We start from the raw sequence: 23,463 nt of genomic DNA, 5'->3' as shown, positions 1-23,463 counted from the left end.
CCACGAGAAAGTGGGATGAAGTATGAGATCTAAGTTCATACTGCCAGTCTTGTTGGCCCATACGGTCCTCGCCGTCTCCCTTTATGGGAGCGGGTCGACGTTCGTCTACCCCTTCGTGTCCTTCGCTGCGTACTACTACAAAGTTGCACAAGTAACGTACCAAGGTGTAGGTTCTGGGGCCGGCATAGCCAACTTGCTTAACCACCTAACAGACTTCGCGGGGAGCGACGTACCCATACCAAAGGAGAGGTACGTACCGCTCCTCTTTGAAGGAAAGCAAGTAGTGCACGTGCCCGTAGTGGCCGGTGCCGTGGTCGTAATATATAACATACCTGAGCTAGGAAAGAGGGTACTCAAGCTCGACGGAGAGGTACTGGCCGAAATTTACATGGGTAAGATAAAGTATTGGGACGACCCGAGGATAAAGAACCTCCAGGACCCCGACGTGGCCGCCAGGCTCCCCCACAAGCCGATAATAGCCGTCCACCGTTCCGACGCTTCCGGCACCACCGCTGTCTTTACCAAATACTTGTCCAAATCATCGACAGAGTGGAACACAAAGGTAGGCTCCCACCTAGTGATAAACTGGCCCGTAGACAAGGTTGGAAGGGGTATAGGAGCCCCTAAGAACCAAGGAGTAGCTGCAACCGTCAGCAGGACTCCCTACAGCATAGGCTACGTCGAGTACGCTTACGCAATACAAGCTGGACTCCCCACTGCGGCCCTAAAGAACGCCGAGGGCAGCTTCGTGCTCCCTACGCCAAAGACCATAAGCGCGGCCACGGCAGGCGCGGCGAAACGCTGGGTGTGCGTGCTGCACGCTCCCTACTTCTACGCAGACTCGCTGGTGTTGGCACCGGGTAAGGAGTCCTACCCCATAGTCGCCACTCCCTACATAATCTTCTTCAGAGACTCTCCCAAGCTAAAGCAGATAGTTGACTTCGTTAAGTACTTGCTGAGCGACAACGTTCAAGAAGCGTCTATTAAGATGGGTTATGCGCCGCTGTCAAAGGCGTTTAGGGAGCAACTAACAGCCGAACTAAACCAGCTGCTTAGTAAGTAGTAGGGTAGTAAGTAGAGTAGCCAAGGGACAGAAACACGAGATACGAATTTTTGGAATCCCGCTCCTCTAAGGCTAAAGGTCCTCCGGCCTCCTCTTTCCGGCATAGGGGTCTTCCACTCTCACCCTCTCGTTCAAAGGCTGCGTCGACACTTCTATCAAACGGACGTCCTCTAGGGCGATCAACTGGTGAACTGTGTAGGGCTCTATCGTTACAGCTTGGCCTTCCTCTAACACGTACTCCCCATCCTTACTCTTTACGAGTAGCTTCCCCTTGTCCACGTATATCGTTTCCTTCTTCTCTTTATGATAATGAACGCTAGTGGAATATCCCTTCTTTATTTCTAAGATCTTTCCGCCGTATTCTGGTTCGTCTGCTATCCATATCTCCCTCCCCCAAGGTTTTTCTACTACCTTTGCCCTCTTTATGTGCGAAGGGAGGACCGCCTTTAGCGTCTCTTGTGTCAACTCGGACGTACCCGTGGGGGCCCTACGAAGCGAAAGGTTATTTGTTGAGGAGTTTGTTTCGCAGCCTAAGCTTTATCTTCAAGCGAGTCATCATTTTTCTCCTCTCCACAGCCGCCCGACGCTCGTGGCGAGAGATGGTCTCCCGCAGTTCTTCCGCACCTCCCCAAACTTCCCCTCCGCTCTCGTCCACAATATGGTAGGCAACTTCCTTTCCGTCGGTAGTTACTGTCATTATACTCCATCTGTCATCCCTTAAGTACGGTATGGTGACCAATACTTCGTCTGAGGAAGGAGCGTTCCATTGTATGGAGAAGTAGTTAGATATGAACTCCGGTATCTGCGTGTAAGCGTTCACACGCTCCAAGTCGCCTTCTCCGAGTAAGAGCAAAGGAACCTTCTCGGGGGGTCTTCTGAGGGGGACCAGAGGGGGGTGACCGCTGAGGCAATCTTCGCCGAAGTACTCTGGGTGGTCCGACGTTACTAGAACGGTCCAACCCTCCGGAACCAACTCCTCCCGAACCCTTTTCACGAAGCCAGCGAAGAGCTTGACACACTCTTCATAAGCTTTCCTCAACTTTCTGAATATTCCTTCATCTTCAAGAACGTCCTTTATCAAGTCGCAAGTTCTGTAGTATTGTACAAGCCTCTTCAAAGAGTCCACTTGATAGAGCTTCAAGATTTCTCCTACGTACACGTTGAAACTCCAAGTGAGCATGTGGAGGTCTAAGGCGTGGCGGAATTCCCCGCAAGAGTACTCGCCGTGCGGCGTGAAGGCGTGGAAGTAGACGAACCAGTTACCCCTAAGCTTTTTCAACTTATATATAGCTACATCCGCCAAGTCGTCGTAGAGGTGCCTGGCTGGAAAGTTTCCTGCCTTAAATATCACGCCTTTCTTCCAAGGCAAGGCGTCTATTATTGTATTCAAGAGGGCCATCTTACCCAAATTTCTATACCTTTTAGTAGCTGAGGTAGCCAAGTACCACGAAGCTGAAACGAGGGCCTTACTGATGTAATCTACTCTTGAGATGACCTTAGACGTGCTCGCTAAGTCTTCGACGTCGAACGAGGGGAGGCTCAGAGGGGGACTGTCCAGCTGGCTGTAAACCATAGTACGTACATTCGACTTCTTCAGTGCATGAACTACGGACTCCTCAGCTAAGAGCTTAGACAACGTCGGAATAAAGTTGAATATGCCAAAGGTAGCAGGACTCCCCTTAAGCGTATTTATACCGACGGTCTTCAAGACCGTCATCGGATCGAGCTCGGTTGGCCAAAAGACGTGCGTGATGTGACGCCCGAAAAGTAGGGAGAAAGTGGCGCCGGGTGTCTGAGAGTAGGCGGGTAGCAGTTCCTTGTAATTCGAGGCGTCTGGGACGTGAGGCCTGAAGAAGTCCGCTCTCAACGAGTCACCGACGAGGAGTAACAGCTTCCTTTCCACTCATCAGCCCTTCTGGGGGCTGCGATAGGGGCCTCAATAAAGCAAGCGCAACGCGCTCACCAACGCCCCGATCAAGATTAAAATGAAGGTATACTCATCATTCACCCTTATTTTGTTGTGGAGCTTCTTGCTGACGTAAGTCCCCAACACAGCGCCCGTTGCCATAGTAACGGTGGCCGCGGGCTTGGGACAGAGGAAAGACGAACAGTAACCAGCCAAGGAAGTGATCACGGAAAGGATCTTTATCACGGGTAATTAAGTCAAAGCTTCACTTAAACTAATACCCATCGATTTCTGTAGCGCGACGAGCACGACGCTAAACCCTCCCCCAACCATAACTTTATCTAACGAACTAGAATCGACAACAATATCATGTCTTGATATTGGCTTTAGCAACTCCCTTTCTTATAAGTATCGTTATAATACACGTGAAAGATAGGGACGGCGAGTACGAGGCTAAGGCGGCTTTCCTGTTCAAAGCTTTTAACCCGGAGGGGATCGAGAGCGTTACCACAGAAGTAATTAGCAAGAAGACGAGCAACCGGCCGACACTTTGACCCTCCTTACTATTAAGTATGATGGTACGGACGTCAGGGCTTGTGCTGCCAGTATAGTCGGTACTACGTCCTTGGGGTTCGTGTCGAACGCGTTAACCAATATAAACGACGAACTTAGCCCGAATCCCAAGGCCAGCGTCTGGTCCAACGGGGACGAAATAAATCCGATTAGGAACCACGCCCACATCGCTTTCGGGAGTCGCACGACGTCAGTAGATTAATAGGGTAGTCGAGGCTGAGCGGGGAAGCCAGTGGAGTGGAAGGACGTAAAAATACCCATTACACTGTATAACAAATTGAAGGAATTGGCAACAAAAACGGGCTTCGAAGATCCAAACACCCTCTTGATTCACCTCTTGAGGGAGGCGGTGGCAAACTTGGAGGAGGAAATTGAGGAAACTAGCATAAGCGAAGAAGAAAAGAAGGAGATTATAGAGAGGTTGAGAAGTCTAGGTTACTTGTAAGTCCGAGAGGTGACGACATTGGTCTCCCGACCCCACGGAGGCAAGCTGGTAGAGAGGGTAGCCAAAGGCAGAACCAGGGAAAGGCTCGTCAAGGAAGCAAAAGAGATGATAAACATAAACGTGGACGAGGGGTTAGCAGCCGACGTTGCCAACATAGCTCACGGAGTCTACTCACCGTTAGAAGGATTTATGGTTAGGGAAGACTACGTTAGCGTGTTAGAGTTTATGAGACTCACTAACGATCTGCCTTGGACTATACCAATAGTCCTTGACGTTGACGAAAGCTTGAAAGGGGCCGTAAAGGAAGGCGACGAGGTTGCACTCATCTTTAAAGGAAGGCCGATAGCAATACTTTACGTAGAAGAAATCTTCCCCTGGGACAAGAACTACCACGTCTTAAAGGTGTTCAAAACCAATGACTCGAACCACCCAGGCGTTATGAAAGTCTTAAATAAGAAGGAGTACTTAGTCGGAGGCCCTCTAATTCAAATAGACGAAGTACCAGAGCCCTTCGAGAAGTATCGGCTGTGGCCAAAGGAGACGAGAGTGTTGTTCGAACAGAGAGGGTGGAAGAGGGTAGCTGCCTTTCAGACCCGAAACGTTCCTCACCTAGGCCACGAGTACGTACAGAAGGCTGCTCTAACATTCACCGACGGTTTATTCGTGAATCCTCTAGTAGGCTGGAAGAAGCCGGGCGACTTCAAGGACGAAGTAATAATAAAGGCGTATGAAGCTCTAATAGAACACTACTACCCGAGGGACTCTGTCGCCTTCTCCGTGCTCCGGATGGAGATGAGGTATGCCGGACCTAGAGAGGCCGTACATCACGCAATAGTGAGGAAGAACTTCGGCGCCACTCATTTCATAGTGGGCAGAGACCATGCCGGAGTCGGCAATTACTACGGACCTTATGAGGCCTGGGAGATATTCAAGAACTTCCCCGACCTGGGCATAACGCCCTTCTTCGTCAGGGAAGCGTTCTACTGCAAGAAGTGCGGAGGTATGGTTAATGAGAAGATATGCCCCCATCCGAAAGAATACAGAATTAGAATTAGTGGAACTAAGCTCAGGAAGATGATAATGGAGGGGAAGAGACCTCCTGAGTATATGATGAGGCCCGAAGTAGCAGATGTGGTGCTCTCGTTCGAGGACCCCTTCGTTCATTAAAACTCCGCACAACAAGGCCCAGAGGGTATTGGCTTTGAAGGTATTCATATTAGGTTTAGATTCGATGCCTCCAAAATACTTCTATGATATGGGGGACAAGCTATTCCCCAACTTGTACACTTACATAAAGAGTTCCGCCAGATGGATTATGAGAAGCTGTTATCCTCCGATAACAGTGCCCGCGTGGATGGTCATGTTCACCGGAAAGATGCCGGGAGAGTTGGGGGTGTACGGATTTAGGCACCGCAAGCCTGGGTCCTTCGATTACTATATAGTAAATTCAAAGTACTTCAACGCGAAAACCGTTTGGGACTACGCGGCCGAGAAGGGACTCAGGAGTGCCCTCTTCGGAGTTCCCCCCACTTATCCTCCCAAGCCGATATACGGTTATGTAGTAACTGACTTCACCACGCCCTCTCACGCGAAGAACTGGGCCTACCCTCCTCCGCTGAAGTTTGAGTTGGAGAAGAGGGTAGGCAAGCCCATCTTCGATATAAAGTATAACAGCTTCAATAAGGCAGAAGTCAAGAGAGATTTGCTAAACATGATCGATAACCACTTAAGGTTGGTAGAATATATGATCACTAAGAAAAAATGGGACTTTTTCGTTTATGTCGAGATAGGCGTGGACAGGGCCCACCACGCGTTCCTCCGGTACTTCGAAAGGACCCACCCGAAGTTTGAGGAAGACGAGGAACTAAACGTGATACCGGAGGTCTATAGGCGCGTGGACGAGTGGGCCGCGAGAATGTTAGAGGGTCCACTGAAGGACAGCGTTGTAGTATTTCTGAGCGACCACGGAATAAAGCCCATGAAAGGTACCTTTGTAATTAATGAATGGTTAGAAAAGGAGGGATTCTTAAAATTTAAGAGAGAGCCTAAGAGGGGAGAGCAACTCAGCGAGGAACTATTGGACTGGAACAAGACGGTGGCGTGGGCTTGGGGAGGGTACTACTCCAGAATCTTCGTCAATCTAGAGGGGAGAGAGAAGTACGGAATCGTGAAGTCAAACGAATACGAAAGCATCATAAAGGAACTCAAAGAAAAACTTGCTCGGGTCGCCGGGCCCAGCGGAGATCCTTGGAAGAACGAAGTGTACGAGCCGTCCGAGATATACCCAGAGGTGAGGGGAGACGCCCCAGACTTGATGGCCTTCTTTGCGGACCTCGAGTGGAAGCCTATAGGTACGGTGGGGTGGGGCAAGCTCTATATGGACAGAGACGACAGAGGAGCAGACGACGCGGTCCACGACTGGTATGGTGTAGCAGCGGTCTACGACCCAGAGAGTAGGTATTCCGGAGAAAGGGGTGTTATTCAAGCCCACGAGGTATATAGGCTGCTGAGGGAAGTGCTCGATGAAGTGTCTCGATAGGGGCTCAGTGTTCTGGCTGACCGGGCTCCCGGGCAGCGGGAAGACCACCTTAGCCAAGAGGGTAGCCAAGAGATTGTCGGATATGGGTTACAAGGTCGAAGTCTTGGACGGCGACTGGGTGCGCAAGACCATCAATCCAGATGCCGGGTTTACTAAGGAGGAGAGGGCCCTTCACTTGAGGAGGGTGGCCTGGATAGCTCGGCTGCTCGCTAGGAACGGCGTCTTGGTCTTCTGTTCCTTTGTTTCCCCCTATAGGGACGTGAGGGAGGAAGTTAGGAAGATAGTTATCGAAGAGGTGCCGTTCTACGAAATTTACGTAAAGGCTTCGTTAGATGAGTGTATTAGGAGGGATCCTAAGGGGCTGTACAAGAAGGCGTTAAAGGGTGAGATAAAAAACTTCACTGGGATAAGCGACCCCTACGAACCCCCCGAAAGGCCTGATCTAGTACTAGATACGGAAAAGGAAGATGTAGAGGAGAGCGAAAAGAGGTTATTGAACTTCGTATTGGAGAGGTTGGGTGAGCGGGCGTGGGGAAGCTCTGCTTAGAGCTCAACGAGGAGGAGTTGGTGAGGCTGGTCAAGGCCGCTGAGGAAGCTGGTTTCAACGACGTTAAGGAATTTATTAAATTCTTGATAGAGGAGGCCATCAATACTGTAGAGATAAAGGAAGAGGACTTGAAAGAGGTAGCAGAAAGGTTGAGGAGTTTAGGTTACTTGTGATTCGTCTAATTTCTTCTTGATCTTTTGCCCTATCTTGGTCGCTTCTTTGAATCCCCTCTCCAACTCCCAAACTTTCTTAGCTATGTAAAATGAGTAGATCCCCAGCACTAAGACGAGTAGCTTTAAGAAGAACAAGAATATGGGGTCCGGAAGCAAGGAAACTAAGACCAAGAAGGTTCCAAGAAAGGCTAGGGCCACGCCCTCGTGGTTCACAAAACCACCTCATATAAGGCCTATCCTGGCCGCCACGTCCGTAGCCTTGTACTCTGGGCTCAGCTTGACATACGCCTTCTTCTCGTTCCGAGGGGTTATCAACGTGTTCACCTTCTCTACCTTAACGTTGTAGAGCTTTTCCACTGCGTGCTTTATCTCTGGTTTGGTAGCGTCCCTCTTGACTATAAATGTCAAGGTATTGTACTTTTCCATCAACATCAACGCTTTCTCGGTGTGAAGGGGTCTTATTATGACGTCTTCGGGAGCCCTCATAGTGTCAACCTCTTGCCTATCTCCTCCAGCGCCTTTTTGCTTATGATGGTTAGCCTTCCCGGTACCCCTCCCGGCGCCAAGTGTTTCACGCTGAGCAGGTTGACAGCCACCACCTCGGTGCCCGGGAAGGCGCCCGCCGCATTCCTCACCGGCGCCTCTTCTGTGCTGACTATTATCAAAGGACCTACTCTCTTCTTATACCTTCTCCCCCTCATCTTCCCTTTGGTACTCCTCTGCCTCCATCCGGAGGCCCTTTCCACGTCATCCATCACGCCTAAGTTAGCGAAGACCTCCCTCAGCTCTTTTGCCTTCTCGATGTTCTCTATGTCGTCTACAACTATTATTGGGACTTCCTTTACCGAACCTATCGCGTGACCCCTTGCCGCCACCAGCTCCCTCCTAGAAGTAGCTGCGAGGGCGCTCGCTATTGCGATTACCCTCTCTTTCTTATTTATTTCCTCATGTAGCTTCTTGTCGGTCCTAGGAGGGAATGCCAAGTGTCCGCCGCGAGCCGAGTTCACGAACGCCGCCCTGCTGGTGCCCTTGATCCTAGGAACCCTCGCCAAGCCGTGGCCGGGCCCTAAGCTCTCAGCAGTGGTGCGCTTGCCCGCCATGGGGTCCCTCCCTTTCGGCTGAAGTCTCGCAGTGAACGCGCTCAAGAAGGCCCTCCTTATTAAGTCCTTTCTGACCGGCAACGAGAACACCGGCGGGAGCTCTACTTCCTCTACCGGGTTCCCTCTTAGGTCCCACACATGCCTTTTCAAGTCGTTATACCCGAACACCCTCGCGTGTAACCACAAGCTGGAGTACATCTCGCCCACCCCTCTAGTTACCTTGCTTGGAACTTAAGCTGACGTAAGTGATCTTGGGAGGCCCGGGAGGCACCCATGTAGGAGGCCTCACCGGGAGGCGCAACACGAGGGGCCTCTTGGGAGGGCCGAAAACACTGCCCTTCAGTACTACATACTTGCTCCTTACCAAGCCGTAATGTAGCCAACCCCCTTCTACGTTTATCTTGCTTGGGTCGTCACTTATCATTAGTACCCTCTTGTTATAGTCGGTCCTCCTGTGGTAACCCATCTGGCCCGGCTGGGGCACGTAGCTGGAGGTACCCTTGCCCCAGCTCCTCGCGCCCAGCCTCCTAGAGCCCTTGCGGTGCTTGTGCCACTTGGGGAGCTCCTTTACGCCGAACCTCTTTATAACTCCTTGGAAGCCCTTACCCTTGGTAACTCCGATTACATCGACGAACTTCCCAGCTTCTATGACTTCCTCTACGTCAACCAGCTGGCCAAGCTTACCCTTGGCGTACTCCAATGCCTCAGCGGGAGAGCCTCCTACCTTGACCTCGAGTATGTCTGGGGCCTTCTTGCTCACACCTCCGGTCAAGAAGGGTATGCTGCTCATGATTAGGCCCACGCCTACTACCTTCTCTGGGTCGACATCGAGCTCCCTCTCTGGAACCTTAAACTCGAAACCTTTGTCAGGGCCGAGCTCCTCGACCATATGCGGCAAGCGTTTACTCATGCCCAACAAGTACTTCCTCAGCACTTCCTCTCCTAACTTTTCCTTTATTACATCGCTGGGGTTCCTCCACACTTCCGTGAGCGCGTACTTACCCTTGTTGGGGTCGTAGCCGTAAACTCTGGCCCCGAGCACGACCATAGGCGGGGTCTCGACGACCGTGACGGGCACGAAGATCTCTTGACCGGCTGTGTCTACTTGTTCCCTGTCGTCTATCATAATGACGTGAGTCATACCAACTTTGTAGCCCAAGAACGCTAGGGGCTTGACTGCGTCGATCGTGGGCCAGCTCCTAACTCTGGGGACTATGCTCGCCGCCCTCTTCCGCGGCCGTAGGCCCGCAGAGCCCCTACGCGGCGCTTCCTTCTTTCGTGCTCCCATGAGCGTCCCCGAGGCGCGTGAGAGAGGGGATATTTGAAGGGTTTGGGAAGTAAAACCAAGCTAGAGGAACTTGTCCTTGAACTGTTCTACGTAGTGGACGCTCTCTCTGACGTCGACGAACTTACGCGTAGCCTCCTCCACGTCCTCGGGGGCCACGGTTTCCCTCTCGTTCATCTTAGCTATTGTGTATGCGGGCTGTAACAAGTTTATCGCGTAGCGCAAGCTCCTCGCCTCGCCTATTTCGGCCAGCTTCTCCAATGCCTTCTCCGAGAGCTCGACTCCTTCCTCGTCCGCCCTGATCTTTAGTATTTCCTCAATTTCCTCTCGAGTGTACGGTCTAGTCCTAACTATTAGTAGCCTGTCCAACATATCGAGCGGTATCCCGTGAGGGGCCTCCTCGTCCGTACCCCTAACTTTGGCCTTCCCTCTGTTCGTGGCGAGAACTATTATCGGTGCTAACTCCTTTTCCATGGCTCTAGACAAGAAGCTGAAGGTTTCTAGGTCTAACAAGTGGGCGTCGTCTATGAACAGCACTCCTGGGACCAGCTCGGCCCTCCCTTGCTTTATCCACTCGGAGACCATCTTGTCGACTTGCTTCCTCACCTCGTCAGTGACGCTCTCGGGACCCAGGCCGGCCAGCAGACTGATGGGGGCTTGTTGGGCGGCGAAATAGGTGTCCAAGTCGTGCAAGGTAAGAGTGTACACTATCTCTTTTTCCTTTTTGACGGGACCTTCCGGCACATTGACTTCTCTGACCAACCTTACCCCGCCGACTTTGCTCTCCTCCCTCGCTCTGCCGAGCTTGTAAACCCTGCCCGTCTCGGCGTCTATTGCGACGATGTCACCCCTTCGAACTCCTAGCTGCCTTAGCTGGACTGCTATGTCCTCGTCAACGGTTAAAGTTACCCTGTCATCAGTAGTCTCAAGCGTGATTATAGCTTCCCGAGGCAGCTTGATGTAGGGGTTGAAGGGGTGACGGCTAACTCGGTACTTTATATCCCTCACGACCCCCTCGTACACGGTCCTCTTTTCCTTCACTCTTACTCCTATGGACCTCCTCATGGCCTGCATGAGTAGCTCCCCCTTCCTCTGGCTCCCCATGATTTCTGAGCCTCCCATTGCTACGAACGGCGTATCTTCGCCAAGCTCCTTCGCCAAACCCACTGCGAGAGCCGTCTTGCCCGTCCCCGGAGGGCCTACTATTAAGACTCCTTTGCCAGCCATCTTACCCTCTTTCACCATCTGAGCGACAACTCCGAGGGCCTCTCTAGCTTCCTCTTGGCCCACTAAGCCATCAGCCACTTTCTTAGCCTTTCCCTTCTCGTCGAGGCCGAGGCCTTTGATGTGGGTGTGGAACCCCACTCTAACTTCCTCGCGTTTCGGCAACTCCTTCACTTCCTTGATCTCTACCATGGATATCCCCGATATCGGGGAGAACGGTTCTATAAAAGTGTATAGGGTTATGACCTCTTCAACAGACCGACTATCATAGCTATAATGCTTAAGGTTATCGGGTTCAACAAGGTTGCATTAACGGCAGCGAAGAGTGCTGAGAGTCCGAGTGTCAATCCCATCTGCCTCAGTGCGACTGAACGTGCAACTAGCATACCCAAGTATGCTGACGCCATCACGCTTGCCAACCCCAATATTATAGGCGCAACGACCTTTATTGGGGCCCATATCGCGTTCTTGACGTTCTTTTCCATCTCTTCGAGGACTCTACTTATGTAGAAGACGTTGTAGTCCGTGCCTATACCCAAGGTGGCTACGAACGCCACTAGAGGAGTTATCCAGTACAGCGGTGAGCTCCACATCTGTACCGAGACGTAGTGCGATAGCGTTACAGCCCAAGAGATTGCGGCCACTAAGCTGAAGGCGGCGCTAACCACTGGGGAGAGCTTGCGCGTGCTTACTATCAACACAAACATCGTAGCGACTATTGCGAAGGGCGCTACCTTATTCCAGAACGATCTTGTTACTATTACTTTGGTATCGTACAGCTCAGCGGGGACGCCCCCTACCAAGCAGCGCTCGTCCCCGCGCACCCGCCTAATCTCTTTGACCAACTCCATTGCTTCTTCACTAAATGGCTGCGAGTTAGGTACTACTATTGTTAAGCCAACGTCGTCCTTCTTTAAGCTTGGCAAATCTTCGGGCGTGATCACCGCCGCTACGGCGGGATTGGTCTTCAGGCTTTCTGTGAGTTCGTGGTAGTTGCAATTGAACGAGACGAGATATATTGGCCCCCAAGCGCCGGGAGGGAAGCGTTTGGCGAACTCTTGAAGCGCCTCGTAGGCCTCGGTTCCCTCGGGTAAGAAAAGCGTAGTATCGCTGCTACCCTTGTAATTGACGTAGAACATCAACGAATACAAAGTAACTAACAAGACTATCACGAATACGAGCACTAAGACCGAGGTTCTAGGCTTTCCTTCGAACGGCCTTTCCTCCCTTACCGTCAGCTTCCCTGGCCACCAGAACCACCTTTTCTCCCCGATCTTAGAGAGCACTTCGGGAAGAAGAGTTATAGCCGTAGCTGCAGTGGCGATAACTACCAAGGGTATTGTCAAGCCCATACTGTTCAACATCAATGTTCCCGACAGCGCGAGGGACGCGAATCCCAAGGACGCTGCGATGGCCGAAACCCCCACGGCGTGGCCGGCGCGCTTGGCCGCAATCGTGGCCGCCTCTTTGGACGAAAGACCCTTTGTGGCCTCTTCCTTGAATCTGGCCAGTATGAAGATGCTGTAGTCCATACCGAGCCCTAGCCCTGTTGTTATCATCAAAGTCTTGGCTATGTGATATATAGGGAAGGTTAGTCCTACAAAGTACGCCAACGCCATACCAACTATTATTCCGATCCCAACAACTATGAACGGTATTATGCTGGCGACTAAAGACCTTGTAATTAAGAATAATACTAACATCACTAGGACATGGCTCAACTCTTGGACTCTACGGGCGTCCTCTATGTTAGCCTCTTGAAGCTCCACGCTCACTACTTTCTGTCCTAATAGATATGCCTTGGATACTATACCTTTTCCGAGTTCTACGGCTATTTTCTTTATTTTCGTAGCCTCGTCGTAGTCATTTGTAGATAATCTTATTGTTGTGGCCTTCCAGTCTCTCGAGACAAACAAGGTTCTTATTATATATCCTTTCTTAGCCAGTATAACCCTTAACGCCAACTCTCGGAGGTTTACCCTTTCGCCCTTGTAAGCGGAGAAGACCACTTCGTCCACTACGTCCTCTGGTAGCCCGACCTTCGCCGCAAACCATCTCGAGAAGCACTTAACAGACTTAGGTTCTACGGTATTTATGTGATCTATTGCTTTGCTCTTTAAATTTTCAAAGTCCATAGGATAGTCCAACCAATACTTCTTCCCCTTAATCGTGCCGATCAGTTCCTTATATAGACAGTCTAAGTAAGCCTTAGCGTATTCTGACTTAAGTTCTGACTTGAGTTTTCGATAAGCTGCGGTTAAAGTGAAGCCTTCGTCCACGGAAGTGGGGTCCTTCCCGCTGGAGGTTATGAGGTCGTAAAGGAGCCCGGCTAAGTCAGTCATGTTCTCCAGCGGAGTCCCGTAAACTAGCGCTTGGAACGTGGAGAGTGCCTCGTCTCTGCCCATACCATATAGGCCATTAATTACCATAATGTAATGGATCACGTCCGCAGCAGCCCAGAGGCTCGCGAGGCCCTCTCCCAAGCCTTTGTACATGTTCTTGAAATCTTTGGACACATCATATAGTTTCTTCAGCCCTTTCTCGGAGGTCTTCCAAATATCGTAAATGCTAGACATGTTTACGTTCGTTTTATTTTTTAAGGTCCAATACCAGTTCCAAGCCTTACTATCTGTCACGTTAACGTTAAATATCACGAACAAGAGGGTATTGCTGGTCAAGTTTCTAAAGTATGTGTTTATGATGTTCTTCGCTTTATATGACTCTGAATTCTCCGGGAGCATGGCTGTCTCACTATAGACCAACACCTTGTCGAGTTGAGCGGCAAACAGCGCCGCAATTATGGCAACGACAATCCAAAATACAGTCCTCTTCAAGTCGCTACCCGGTGTGGAAAGCGCAGTTGGGTTTTTGACATTAAGCGTCGCCGCAAACAAGTTTTAGATTCCTGGTGGGAGCGAGGGTGGTTCTGGAAATTTGAAGAGGAGCGACGTGTTCTTGAGGCCGGAATATGCACCTCACAGAGCGCTGTGGAGGGCCTCTGGACTTATAGACGAGGAGCTGAGAAGGCCTCTGATAGGCGTCGCGAACTCTTGGAACGAGATAGTCCCCGGCCACGTTCACTTAGACAAGGTAGCGGAAGCGGTGAAGGCCGGGATAAGGATGGCCGGAGGGACTCCGCTAGAGTTCGGTACCATAGCCGTGTGCGATGGGATAGCAATGGGCCACGAGGGAATGAGGTATTCCCTACCTTCTAGGGAGGTTATAGCGGACACCGTCGAGATAATGGTAGAGGCGCACAAGCTGGATGCGGTAGTTATGGTTACGAACTGCGACAAGATAACGCCAGGCTTCTTGTTAGCCGCTGCCCGGCTAGAGGTTCCAGTAATACTTATCAACGGCGGGCCCATGATGCCCGGAACTTATAATAAGAATCGCATAGACTTCAAAGATCTTATGGAAAAAATGAACGTCCTAATTAAGGAGGATAAATTAGAAGAATTGAGGAAGTTAGAGGAAAGCGCGCTGCCCGGTCCGGGGAGCTGTGCGGGTCTGTTCACAGCCAACACTATGAACATGCTCACGGAAGCTATGGGGCTGATGTTGCCCGGGGCCTCTACCGTGCCAGCCGTGGAGTCGAGGAGGCTCTGGTACGCCAAACTTACGGGAATGAGGATAGTAAAAATGATCGAGGAGGGGCTCACTCCGGACAAAATATTGACCAAAAAGGCTCTGGAAAATGCTATAGCAGTCGACATGGCTTTGGGCGGATCTACTAACTCGGTGCTTCACCTAGAGGCGCTGGCCTACGAGCTAGGAATAGACTTGCCCCTCGACGTGTTCGACGAAATATCTCGTAAGGTGCCACACATAGCATCCATATCGCCCTCCGGCAAACACTTCGTAACGGACTTGGACAAGGCCGGTGGGATACCTGCCGTCTTGAAGGAATTAGGAGAGGCGGGACTTATACACAAGGACGCCTTAACGGTAACCGGCAAAACCGTATGGGAGAACGTCAAGGACGCCGTAGTCTTGGACAGAGAAGTGATAAGGCCTTTGAACAACCCCTACAGTCCATTCGGGGGCTTGGCGATCCTCAAGGGTTCCTTGGCGCCTAACGGAGCTGTCGTCAAGGCGTCTGCCGTGAAGAGGGAGCTCTGGAAGTTCAAGGGGGTAGCAAAAGTATTCGACGAAGAGGAGGAGGCCGTAAAGGCTATCAGAGAGGGCAGGATAGAGCCCGGGACAGTGATAGTGATAAGGTACGAAGGCCCCAGAGGGGGGCCCGGCATGCGCGAGATGCTAACCGCTACCGCGGCCGTAATGGCGCTCGGCCTAGGCGACAAAGTAGCGCTGGTGACCGACGGGCGCTTCTCCGGCGCAACCCGAGGGCCGGCGGTCGGTCACGTCTCCCCAGAGGCCGCGGCCGGAGGCCCGATAGCGCTAGTCCAAGACGGAGACGAAATAATAATAGACATAGAAAAGAGAAAGTTAGACCTTCTCGTGAGCAAAGACGAACTCGAAAAGAGGAGGGCGCGCTGGAAACCGAAGTTGAAACCTCTGAGGAGGGGCATACTGAGGAGGTACGCAAAGATGGCCTTGAGTGCGGACAAAGGCGGGGCTTTGGAGTACTGAGCAGTAACAGCTAGCTACTATTTAGTTTTGACACTGTTCGATAAGGTTAAACGTGAGCGTAGATGCGTTGAAAGATCGTTCTCTCGACCTTCTGTGATTTTCCGAAGGACTCTCCGCGACGAAGGCAGAAACTCACATGCTCTACGACTAGCGCGCCATGGGTGTACCACTAAGGGGGTACGCTTCCTAGGTACGTGACAGGGGCGTCGACCTACGGTCGCTCTAAGAGATTCTCATATATGTGACCTTAAGGGCGTATCAGCTTACTATTACCACGCGCATAACTTAGGGTCGACTACGGGATAAGCTACTCCCCTAGACATCTACTTCGTAGAAAGCTTAACAGAGGTTGATTTTAGCAAAGGTAACTTATTAAAATGATCTTTATCATTATATAGTGATCTTAGAAGATGGGAAGATGATGCAGAAGCTGTGGAAGCGCCAAAAACTTGTGTAGAGTTCTCCCAGCGCGTTCGAAGCTGTGCGAACTGTCAAGAGCGGATATAGATCTAGAAATAAAGGTTCTATACCTAGTCAAAGATGTTCCTAGCTCGCTTTTGCTACAGCGACTGGAGCAGTAGTCGGGCCTACCAGAAGAGGGGCCCGCCCAGTTACCGAGGCCTTACAATATGTCGCGAGCAACTGTCCCCAGCATACTCTGCGTAAGTGAACAAGACCTTCGCCACAAGCGTACCGGACTTGGGGGCACCCACCTCGATGAGAGGCTTACGCCAAAGAGGGCCTTGGAGACGTCGAAGCTCCCGAGGAAGGAGACGAGCTTATCACATACTTTTTATCACACAAACGTGCTACCTTTCCTGGACAAGGTAATAGACCTAGTAAACGAAGGTAAGATAAGATGCGTCCTCGTAGTGGGCAAGCGTGACTTACCTGATCCCGAGATGGGCTGCTACGAGAGGTTGACGGAACTAATCCCGAGGGAGTCTATAATGTGGGCACCGCGCGCCGAAAGCTCCACTTCAATAAAGAGAGCCACAGCACTATAGAAAATATGCCTAAATTCGTGATTTCGGGCAATACAACGTATACTCTAATTGGCAATGTTCCGAGCTAGCAAAGAAGCTTTAAACAGATACAAACAACTTGTCCGTAAGTATGGCCCTCAGCTAGATGGGGCAGAGGGCCGTCGCGATAATGTATTCACTTGAGGATATCTATATAGGTCCTTCTGAAGTTCTTTACACCGAACGCGTTGGAGAAGTAGCGAAAGAGTTCGGCTTAAGGCTGGTAGGCGACCCGAAGAGGCTTGCAAAGGTGCTGAGGAAATGCTCCCCGATCTTCACGAGCTGACCAGATCCTTCCAAGCGTCGTAGCTCTCTTCGCCGAGCCTCTTTATTTCCTTCAAGTCTCCTATCTTAAACTTCAACCAAGGCTCGTCCCAATCGGTTCTCCACCTCTCCAACTCCTTCAACGATATTAAGCCCCTTTCGTTTAACTCCTTCAGTAAATCTTCCGGCTTGGACGTCGGACTTAGGTACTTGCCCAAGGGTCTTTTCGCGAGGCCTAACGCCGCCTGAAGGCGGGCCCAGTTGACCGGGTACAAGTCCACTTTACCAAGCCTTTCAGAGAAGACGGACAAGGCCCTCTCTTCCTTCTCGTCCGGAATGGGAGCCCCTTGGAGGGGGGTCCAAGGTTTGGGCACCAAGGGGTTTACCGAGACGTGTGAGCCCGGTGCGGTTGCCCTCAGGACCTCAGCGTCCGCTTCTGTGACCTTAGAGGGCTCCCTAGGAACGACCATCATGTACACTTTCAGTTTTAGGTTTAGTTTCTTAAAGACGTTCACTTTCTCTTTAAAGATTTCGGGCGTATAACCCTTCCCCAGCACGCGAGCCTTCAGGGGGTTGAACGTCTCGGGCGCAACGGTCACGGTCTTCTGACCCAATCTTTTGACCTTTTTTAACATCTCCTCTGTAACCGTCTCCAGCCTCAAGCTGGGCACGGAGCCTTGGACCTTTCTTTTCTTCCTTAACTCGAGCAATGCGTCCAAGTACTCGTTCACAGAGGTGTAGTTCCCGAGGCTCAATGAGATTGTTATAACCTTCTTAAATGGCCAATTCACGTTAGTAAGCGCTTTTTTAACTTGTCCTACGTTCCTTTGACGGAAGGGCTTGGTTACCCACCCTTCGAGGCAGAAGTTACACCTCCAAGGGCACCCCCTGGTCACCTCTACGAGGAACCCCTTGCCCCAAGGAGGATCGAAGTCTAATGGCACGAACTGGGCCGAAAGCAGCGGTCCCTCGGCTATTTGCGCATACACCCTCTTCCCTTCGTCGTTCACGTCAGTTACTACGAACTCCAAAGACTCGAACTTTTCCCAGTCGCCGCTGAACAAGGCTTCAACTACCTTTGGAGCGGCCACTTCCACATCCGCGAGTATCACGTATGTCGCCAAGTCCAAGATAGGTATTGGGTTGGAGGTCGGTGCGAGGCCGCCTACTATCACTTTCTGCCCTTCGCGACCGTACTCCCTTAGGTAATCCGACAAGTACAAGTAGTCTAACTCGAAAGACGACGATACTACAACTACGTCGAAGTCTCTTAGTGGCCTGCCCGTCTCCAAGGCTGTTCCGCAAGAATCGTAGGTAAACCTTTCAGTCCTCACACCTTGGCTCACGAAGTAAGCGTAGAGGAGCTGGAAGCCCAAGCTTTGGGAAGCCACCGAGTAGGGAGCGGGGTAGAAGAGGGCGACGCGAGTGCCCTTCCTTGGGTTGTACTTGTGTATTGGGTTGTACTCCCTAACGGTCTTGTTGCAGAGATTGATCTTCGTGACGTCCTCCGACTTCACTTTCCTTCCCCGCCAACCAAGCTATTATTCTCATTACGTCTTCGGCTTCTACTTCGACCGTGATGGCCCCTAAGGGAGACTCCACGTCCTCTTCCGCAAGCGAGGGGACTCCGGCGTAGGCTGCTTGCTTGTTCAACTTAAATATCAGAAAGCGGTGCGAGCCCTTGCTCAACTTCTTTAGGTATCTGTAAAAGGTCTCATCCACAGCCCTCGATTGGATCGCTTTCTTCAAGGGAAATAAAGAAGCTAGGTCCTCGCTCTCTCCCACCCAGCTCGCCCAACCTCTACCCCTTTCGACTAGTTCGAACTCCATATCAAACAAGTTCTTAAGCGCCCTCAGCACCTTCTTTGGGTCTTCCGTTGGCCTAACCTCGGCCTCAACCCTAATCCTCAAGGAGATTAGCCACCTCCTCCGCTAGTTCTTTAGCGTTTTTTGAAGAGGTATCTATAACCATGTCCAGAAGGCCTTCTTCTTTCCACTCCTCGAGCGCTCGCCCCTCTAGCGACTTCAGAGTACCCAGTAAGAAGTTCCTCTGTTCTACGAACGGCCTGCGCCTGCAGATCCTCGACTTCCTCAAGCGCTCTTGAATGACAACTGGGTCGGCCGTTAGCCACACAAACTTATGATTCTCCTCCTTTAACTTACGTACTGTCATACTTATACCCTTCTCTACTTCCCTCAGAGTTATGTCCTCCTCGGGAACTAAGCTTAGACTTTCAGCTATAGCCGCCAAGTACAGTTGGTGTGTCAGAGGAGACTCGTCTACTACGTCTCCCCTAGCGTTGAACATTGTGTTATTGAGGGCGTATATTTCAAAAGCAATGAGGTCCTCGCCCCCGTAACATGGCTGCGAAGTTTTCGAACACTTAATTCCCCACCCTTTTTCTAACTCTAAGCACAAGGTGGTTTTTCCGGTTCCGTTAATCCCACCAAGGAAGATCACGGATATTCTTACCCCCAGCGGAGTCCCAAAAAGGGGTTTTGTGTGGTAGAAGTCGTAATATTTTCTACCGCAAGCTTGGATGGAAGAATAACCACCAAGTCCGGGGACTCCAAGTTGTCGTGTGAAAACGATCTGAAGCTCCTCCACAAGTGGAGGTGTTGGTCCGACTTAGTCTTAGTTGGCGCAAACACGGCCAAGACAGACGATCCAAGCTTGTTCGTAAAGAGAGTGCCGTGCGAACGCCAGCCCTTAAGAGGGGTGGTCGACGGGAGACTCTCTGTGCCGCACGACTTGAGGCTTTTCAAAGAATGGCCTTGGACTACTGTGGTTGTTACTACCTTTGACGGCATAAGGAGAAACGAATGGAAGTTCAAATACTTGAAATCGCTAGGAGTTCTGTTCATAGTTGCGGGAAAGGGGCCCGAAGTAGACTGGGGAAGGGCCCTCGAGGAGCTGGCCTCTCGGGGAGTGAGGAAGGTTTTGGTCGAGGGCGGGGGGAGGCTCAACTGGAGCTTATTGAAGTACATAAACACGTTGGAAATAACTTACGTAGGTAAGGTCTTAGGGGCAGGGACGAGCTTGTTTGAAGGAGAGGGGTTTGACGAAGTACGCGAGTCGCCGGACTTCGAGCCGTCTGCCGCCAAGTTCTGCGAATGTGGCAGGTGCATTCACATCACTTGGACTCGAAATCCGTATGCTCCTATTTAAAGTGATTTAATGGTCGGGTAACCAGCCGCCTCGAACCGACGTCTTGCCCTATATGGAAGATATTTTTAAACGGCCTGAAAATCCCCACTACCCGAGGAGAGGGGTCATGAGGAGCGCACTGCTGGCTCTGACGCTGGTCGCGACCCTCCTCGCTATGCCCATGGGCCCAATGATGCACATGATGATGGGCAGAGAAAGCACAACCAGCATAAACCTCCAAGAAGCGGTCGCCACGCTCAAGAACGTAAGCCCGCAGACCAAGACGTGCTTGAGCTGCCACATAAGCGTCACTCCGGGCATAGTAGCGGACTGGCTCAAGAGCAAAATGGCTCACATGACGCCGGCCAAAGCTTGGCAAAAGCCATCCTTGGAGAGGGAAGTGAGCACCCCTCTGGACGAGATACCAGCCCACCTAAGGAACGTAGTCGTGGGCTGCTACGAGTGCCACAGCCTTAACCCTGATAAGCATCCTGACACCATAGACCACTTCGGATTCAAGATACACCCGATAGTAACCCCCAACGACTGTGCGGTCTGCCATAGGACTGAGGTAGAACAATACTCCCAAAGCAGCAAGGCATGGGCTTACTACAACTTAATGCACAACCCGATCTACCACGCACTGGTCAACGCGAGCACCACCTTCACTTGTATGGGCAAGACTGTAGGAGGCGAGAAGACTAGCCAAGCGATCAGCTGCCTTGAGTGCCACGGAACCGTAGTCAAGGTGAAGGGCACCGTAGACACCATAGTCAACGGCATACCGGTCACTCTGGTGAAGTACGAGGGTTACCCCAACCACGGCGTCGGCAGGGTCAACCCCGACGGGAGCAGGGGAGCTTGTACTGCATGCCACCCGAGGCACAGCTTCGACATAGCGATAGCCAGGAGCCCCTACACTTGTGGCCAGTGCCACCTAGACCCTGACGTACCAGCCTTCAACGTCTGGAAGGAGAGCAAGCACGGCAACATATGGCTCATGCACCACCAGATGTACAATATGAAGAACCCCGCCTGGAAGCCAGGAGCCGACTTTACTGCACCCACTTGTGCTACGTGCCACATGAGCTTACTAGTGAACCCGGTAACCGGAGAAGTCATAGCCCAAAGGACCCACAACATTGACAGCAGGTTGTGGGTCAGGCTGTTCGGCCTAATATACGCCCACCCAATGCCGAGGACCGGAGCACACTTCAAGCTCAGCGTTGTAGCAATGCCCGAGAGCACTGCTGAAGTCCTCGCGAAGAAAGGACTCACAATAGCCAAGGCGTTAGTCGGCGTGAAGCTACCGATGCCGATAAGCTTAGCGCCCGACATCAGAACCGGCAAGTTCGTGTACGCGACGCTTCCGGACGGCAGCCCCGGCCTCATAAGCGAGGCCGAGATGGCCAAGAGGAAGGAGCAGATGATCAAGATATGTTCGGCTTGCCACAACAAGGAGTACGCCGAGTACAGGATGAAGCTGCTGGACACCCAAGTAGAAGAGACCAACAAGGCCACTCTGAAGACCACAGTACTGCTACTGAAGGCCTGGCAGAGCGGCCTCGCGCACGTGGACTTGAAGAAGCCAGTAACGCTCTTCGACGAGTACATAGAGAAGTTGTGGGTCGAGAGCTGGCTGTTCTACGGCAACAGCATAAGGTACGGTACCGCGATGATGGGACCGGACTGGAACACTTTCAAGAGAGGTTGGTACAGGCTTACTGAGGACATAGCCCAAATGGAGATGCTACTGAAGCTCTGGGAGGCCGCCAAGGGCGCTACTGGGTAAGGGTGCACACCACCGAAAATAAGACATAATATTTTTACGAACCTTTTTTTACTTACCCCTGGAATGAAGGACCTCTGGTTACTCCCCCTACTCTTGTGTTCCGGAAGGAATACCTCCACGGTAGGCGAACTTTCGAAATGTTTGAACTTGCCCTCTTCCCGAACCAAGACCTTAGTATACTACGCCGTGAAAGCCGGATACCTCCGGAGGGAAGGAAGAGCTTACGCGCTATCAGATAAGGGAATGGAGTTCCTCAAGGCGTTTGAAGTGCTAGAGCGTAAGGGAAACAAGTTGAAGGTTAAGGGGAGGGACGGTTGTTTTCTCGTCTTCGTGAGGAAGAAGAACGTGAAGGTCTTACGCGTGCCGTGCTCCTAGGCCTCTCTTCCGGTATTTCCTCCGGAGCAGGGGCCTCTGAATCCTCAATCTTGATTATTTCGCTCCTTCTGTTAACGTTAACTTGGACCTCTCCCTTGTAGGAGGTGGTCCACCCATCCCTTATTTCTACAACGTCCCCTACCTCCAATGAGCCCGCCTTGTCCCTCCACAAGGTGACCTTCACCCTCCCAGTATCGTCGCCTATTACCGCCTCGCTGAGCTCTGCGGGCCCATACTTAGTGTTGACGACCTTTTTCTCGCCGACTTCTAGGACGCGGCCCCTTATGGTTACGCTCTTACCTTCCTTCAAATCCTTAATTTTGTCCAAATCCGAGCGCCCACACGACTTAGGCGCGAGCTCCCTTTTTATATCAAGAGGCGCCCCAGCGCGGTAGCCACGGCCGTTGCGACTATGCCCAACGCTAAATATATTAGTGCAGACTTGAGTCCGCGCCCGGCGTAGAGACCCAGCAACGTCAGCTCGGCGTAGGCTAAGAGCAATGAGGCGTAGACTGCGTTGAAGTGAAAGAACAAAGCAAAGAAGAACGGGGAGAGGGCGAGCAAGGGCAGTCCTAAGCTCCCTAGAGCGCTCCAGAGCGCCACGTAAAGGGCTAAATAGTTGGCAGCTTTAGCGTAGACCGACTTCCTTAAACTGCCTATTACTTCCTTCTCCATCTCTGACAGTTCTTTGAGCCTCTCGACTCTTTCAGTTATGTAAACTCCCACAAAGCCGCTCAAAAGTCCCAATGCCATAGTTCCTCCTAAGGACGCACCCAAGTAGACCTTTGGGTCTAGTTCGTGCGTCGTAACGTAAGTTCCAGTGATTATTCCTATTGTAGACAAGAGGGAGTCCACGCCATTGGTTACGAAAAGTCTCTTAGCTATGCCCTCGTCGTCCAGCAGTTCGTGTAACTCCCTCTTCAAGGGTCACCAATGTCATTGACGGCCTAATCGCTTAAAAGACGGCGGCAGGGCGACGCCGGTCTTTCGTGACAGCCTTCCACCCTATCACGGACAGCTTGTGGAGTTTGAGGTTTGTCTTACGCAAGGCTTAACGTATTGGTACTGTAGTAGCAGTCTTTCTGGTTTGGAATGACGCGTGGAGCCCCTCGCGCCGTCGATGTCCGCGTTTACCAGTCAGTACCCGTACGCGGTCTCCCGGAAGGAGCTGCGTCTGATAAGAGTCAAGTTAGTGTACGGAGGATTGTTATTCGTGCGGAAGGGACTAAACCCCTAGGACGTTGGGGAAGGGAGACGTTGCGAGCTGGTAGTTGGTGGAGAGGGTAGAGGCCCGGTCCCAGCACGGGGCGGCTGCGGCGCCTCTCGGACGCCACCGCCGGACCCCGCGCGACCGGCTTAACTTCCGGGTTCGAAATGGGTCCGGGTGTTGCCCGGTCGCTGTGGCCGGGCC

The 23,463-nt window shown here is 51.8% G+C and carries 26 protein-coding genes and 1 rRNA gene; 11 read left to right on the top strand and 16 right to left on the bottom strand.

Annotated features, from left to right (window positions below; all coding sequences use genetic code 11):
• Window positions 1-22 precede the first annotated feature (22 nt).
• Window positions 23-1,063, top strand: coding sequence for a phosphate ABC transporter substrate-binding protein PstS (gene pstS / locus AC1HCZ_RS07290; protein ID WP_479462884.1), 1,041 nt, complete (start codon window positions 23-25; stop codon window positions 1,061-1,063).
• A gap of 72 nt (window positions 1,064-1,135) precedes the next feature.
• Here the strand turns inward: pstS and AC1HCZ_RS07285 are convergent, their stop codons facing one another.
• The 4 genes from AC1HCZ_RS07285 to AC1HCZ_RS07270 all read right to left on the bottom strand — a co-directional run bounded on the left by AC1HCZ_RS07285 (window position 1,136) and on the right by AC1HCZ_RS07270 (window position 3,710).
• Window positions 1,136-1,528, bottom strand: a complete 393-nt coding sequence (locus AC1HCZ_RS07285; RefSeq protein ID WP_479462883.1) for a cupin domain-containing protein — start codon at window positions 1,526-1,528, stop codon at window positions 1,136-1,138.
• 37 nt (window positions 1,529-1,565) lie between these two features.
• On the bottom strand, window positions 1,566-2,966 hold the full coding sequence (locus AC1HCZ_RS07280; RefSeq protein ID WP_479462882.1) for an alkaline phosphatase family protein: 1,401 nt from the start codon (window positions 2,964-2,966) through the stop codon (window positions 1,566-1,568).
• 33 nt (window positions 2,967-2,999) lie between these two features.
• A complete protein-coding gene (locus AC1HCZ_RS07275) occupies window positions 3,000-3,185 on the bottom strand; it encodes a hypothetical protein (RefSeq protein ID WP_479462881.1) in 186 nt (61 codons plus the stop codon).
• 303 nt (window positions 3,186-3,488) lie between these two features.
• Window positions 3,489-3,710 carry a hypothetical protein gene (locus AC1HCZ_RS07270; RefSeq protein WP_479462880.1) on the bottom strand — a complete coding sequence of 74 codons (222 nt, stop codon included), beginning with the start codon at window positions 3,708-3,710 and terminating at the stop codon, window positions 3,489-3,491.
• Window positions 3,711-3,774: 64 nt separating this feature from the next.
• Here AC1HCZ_RS07270 and AC1HCZ_RS07265 point away from each other — a divergent pair, with 64 nt between their 5' ends.
• From AC1HCZ_RS07265 to AC1HCZ_RS07245, 5 genes are read left to right on the top strand one after another with little or no spacing between them, the layout of a single operon-like run.
• Window positions 3,775-3,987 (top strand): hypothetical protein, encoded by a 213-nt coding sequence (locus tag AC1HCZ_RS07265; protein WP_479462879.1) that lies wholly within the window; start codon window positions 3,775-3,777, stop codon window positions 3,985-3,987.
• Between the two features lie 18 nt (window positions 3,988-4,005).
• Window positions 4,006-5,154 (top strand): sulfate adenylyltransferase, encoded by a 1,149-nt coding sequence (sat, locus tag AC1HCZ_RS07260; RefSeq protein WP_479462878.1) that lies wholly within the window; start codon window positions 4,006-4,008, stop codon window positions 5,152-5,154.
• Between the two features lie 34 nt (window positions 5,155-5,188).
• A complete protein-coding gene (locus AC1HCZ_RS07255) occupies window positions 5,189-6,526 on the top strand; it encodes an alkaline phosphatase family protein (RefSeq protein ID WP_479462877.1) in 1,338 nt (445 codons plus the stop codon).
• Complete coding sequence (cysC, locus tag AC1HCZ_RS07250; RefSeq protein WP_479462876.1) at window positions 6,510-7,073, top strand: adenylyl-sulfate kinase; 564 nt, start codon at window positions 6,510-6,512, stop codon at window positions 7,071-7,073. The genes AC1HCZ_RS07255 and cysC overlap by 17 nt, the downstream gene beginning before the upstream one ends.
• Window positions 7,055-7,246: a hypothetical protein gene (locus AC1HCZ_RS07245; RefSeq protein ID WP_479462875.1), complete on the top strand. Its 192-nt coding sequence runs from the start codon at window positions 7,055-7,057 to the stop codon at window positions 7,244-7,246. The genes cysC and AC1HCZ_RS07245 overlap by 19 nt, the downstream gene beginning before the upstream one ends.
• On the opposite strand, the gene AC1HCZ_RS07240 is transcribed toward AC1HCZ_RS07245, so the two are convergent.
• From AC1HCZ_RS07240 to AC1HCZ_RS07215, 6 genes are read right to left on the bottom strand one after another with little or no spacing between them, the layout of a single operon-like run.
• Window positions 7,232-7,459, bottom strand: a complete 228-nt coding sequence (locus tag AC1HCZ_RS07240) for a hypothetical protein (RefSeq protein ID WP_479462874.1) — start codon at window positions 7,457-7,459, stop codon at window positions 7,232-7,234. The genes AC1HCZ_RS07245 and AC1HCZ_RS07240 overlap by 15 nt on opposite strands.
• Window positions 7,460-7,468: 9 nt before the next feature.
• Complete coding sequence (locus AC1HCZ_RS07235) at window positions 7,469-7,732, bottom strand: 50S ribosomal protein L23 (protein ID WP_479462873.1); 264 nt, start codon at window positions 7,730-7,732, stop codon at window positions 7,469-7,471.
• A complete protein-coding gene (rpl4p, locus tag AC1HCZ_RS07230; RefSeq protein WP_479462872.1) occupies window positions 7,729-8,544 on the bottom strand; it encodes a 50S ribosomal protein L4 in 816 nt (271 codons plus the stop codon). The genes AC1HCZ_RS07235 and rpl4p overlap by 4 nt, the downstream gene beginning before the upstream one ends.
• Window positions 8,545-8,557: 13 nt before the next feature.
• Window positions 8,558-9,634 carry a 50S ribosomal protein L3 gene (locus tag AC1HCZ_RS07225; protein WP_479462871.1) on the bottom strand — a complete coding sequence of 359 codons (1,077 nt, stop codon included), beginning with the start codon at window positions 9,632-9,634 and terminating at the stop codon, window positions 8,558-8,560.
• A 60-nt stretch (window positions 9,635-9,694) separates the two neighbouring features.
• Entirely contained in the window at window positions 9,695-11,047 is a 1,353-nt protein-coding gene (locus AC1HCZ_RS07220; RefSeq protein WP_479462870.1) for a RuvB-like helicase, read from the bottom strand.
• 47 nt (window positions 11,048-11,094) lie between these two features.
• Entirely contained in the window at window positions 11,095-13,689 is a 2,595-nt protein-coding gene (locus AC1HCZ_RS07215; protein WP_479462869.1) for an MMPL family transporter, read from the bottom strand.
• A gap of 100 nt (window positions 13,690-13,789) precedes the next feature.
• Between AC1HCZ_RS07215 and ilvD the strand changes: the two genes are divergently transcribed.
• From ilvD to AC1HCZ_RS07200, 3 genes are all read left to right on the top strand, one after another.
• Window positions 13,790-15,448, top strand: a complete 1,659-nt coding sequence (gene ilvD, locus AC1HCZ_RS07210) for a dihydroxy-acid dehydratase (RefSeq protein ID WP_479462868.1) — start codon at window positions 13,790-13,792, stop codon at window positions 15,446-15,448.
• Between the two features lie 806 nt (window positions 15,449-16,254).
• Complete coding sequence (locus tag AC1HCZ_RS07205) at window positions 16,255-16,455, top strand: hypothetical protein (RefSeq protein ID WP_479462867.1); 201 nt, start codon at window positions 16,255-16,257, stop codon at window positions 16,453-16,455.
• Window positions 16,456-16,579: 124 nt separating this feature from the next.
• On the top strand, window positions 16,580-16,759 hold the full coding sequence (locus AC1HCZ_RS07200) for a hypothetical protein (protein WP_479462866.1): 180 nt from the start codon (window positions 16,580-16,582) through the stop codon (window positions 16,757-16,759).
• Here the strand turns inward: AC1HCZ_RS07200 and AC1HCZ_RS07195 are convergent.
• From AC1HCZ_RS07195 to AC1HCZ_RS07185, 3 genes are read right to left on the bottom strand one after another with little or no spacing between them, the layout of a single operon-like run.
• Window positions 16,749-18,254 carry a B12-binding domain-containing radical SAM protein gene (locus AC1HCZ_RS07195; protein WP_479462865.1) on the bottom strand — a complete coding sequence of 502 codons (1,506 nt, stop codon included), beginning with the start codon at window positions 18,252-18,254 and terminating at the stop codon, window positions 16,749-16,751. The genes AC1HCZ_RS07200 and AC1HCZ_RS07195 overlap by 11 nt on opposite strands.
• On the bottom strand, window positions 18,205-18,648 hold the full coding sequence (locus tag AC1HCZ_RS07190; RefSeq protein ID WP_479462864.1) for an RNA-binding domain-containing protein: 444 nt from the start codon (window positions 18,646-18,648) through the stop codon (window positions 18,205-18,207). The genes AC1HCZ_RS07195 and AC1HCZ_RS07190 overlap by 50 nt, the downstream gene beginning before the upstream one ends.
• Entirely contained in the window at window positions 18,638-19,156 is a 519-nt protein-coding gene (locus tag AC1HCZ_RS07185) for a hypothetical protein (protein ID WP_479462863.1), read from the bottom strand. The genes AC1HCZ_RS07190 and AC1HCZ_RS07185 overlap by 11 nt, the downstream gene beginning before the upstream one ends.
• 84 nt (window positions 19,157-19,240) lie before the next feature.
• On the opposite strand from AC1HCZ_RS07185, the gene AC1HCZ_RS07180 reads away from it, so the two are divergent.
• The gene (locus AC1HCZ_RS07180) at window positions 19,241-19,906 is read left to right on the top strand and encodes a dihydrofolate reductase family protein (RefSeq protein WP_479462862.1); all 666 of its coding nucleotides are present in this window, start codon (window positions 19,241-19,243) and stop codon (window positions 19,904-19,906) included.
• A gap of 106 nt (window positions 19,907-20,012) precedes the next feature.
• Window positions 20,013-21,677 carry a multiheme c-type cytochrome gene (locus AC1HCZ_RS07175; RefSeq protein ID WP_479462861.1) on the top strand — a complete coding sequence of 555 codons (1,665 nt, stop codon included), beginning with the start codon at window positions 20,013-20,015 and terminating at the stop codon, window positions 21,675-21,677.
• A gap of 298 nt (window positions 21,678-21,975) precedes the next feature.
• On the opposite strand, the gene AC1HCZ_RS07170 is transcribed toward AC1HCZ_RS07175, so the two are convergent.
• The 3 genes from AC1HCZ_RS07170 to rrf all read right to left on the bottom strand — a co-directional run bounded on the left by AC1HCZ_RS07170 (window position 21,976) and on the right by rrf (window position 23,459).
• Window positions 21,976-22,380 carry an OB-fold nucleic acid binding domain-containing protein gene (locus tag AC1HCZ_RS07170; protein WP_479462860.1) on the bottom strand — a complete coding sequence of 135 codons (405 nt, stop codon included), beginning with the start codon at window positions 22,378-22,380 and terminating at the stop codon, window positions 21,976-21,978.
• 38 nt (window positions 22,381-22,418) lie between these two features.
• The gene (locus AC1HCZ_RS07165; protein WP_479462859.1) at window positions 22,419-22,976 is read right to left on the bottom strand and encodes a hypothetical protein; all 558 of its coding nucleotides are present in this window, start codon (window positions 22,974-22,976) and stop codon (window positions 22,419-22,421) included.
• Between the two features lie 384 nt (window positions 22,977-23,360).
• A 5S ribosomal RNA gene (rrf, locus tag AC1HCZ_RS07160) occupies window positions 23,361-23,459 on the bottom strand.
• Window positions 23,460-23,463: the final 4 nt, after the last annotated feature.

The sequence above is a fragment of the Ignicoccus sp. genome (assembly GCF_056435145.1).
This window is presented reverse-complemented; position numbering and strand designations above follow the sequence as displayed.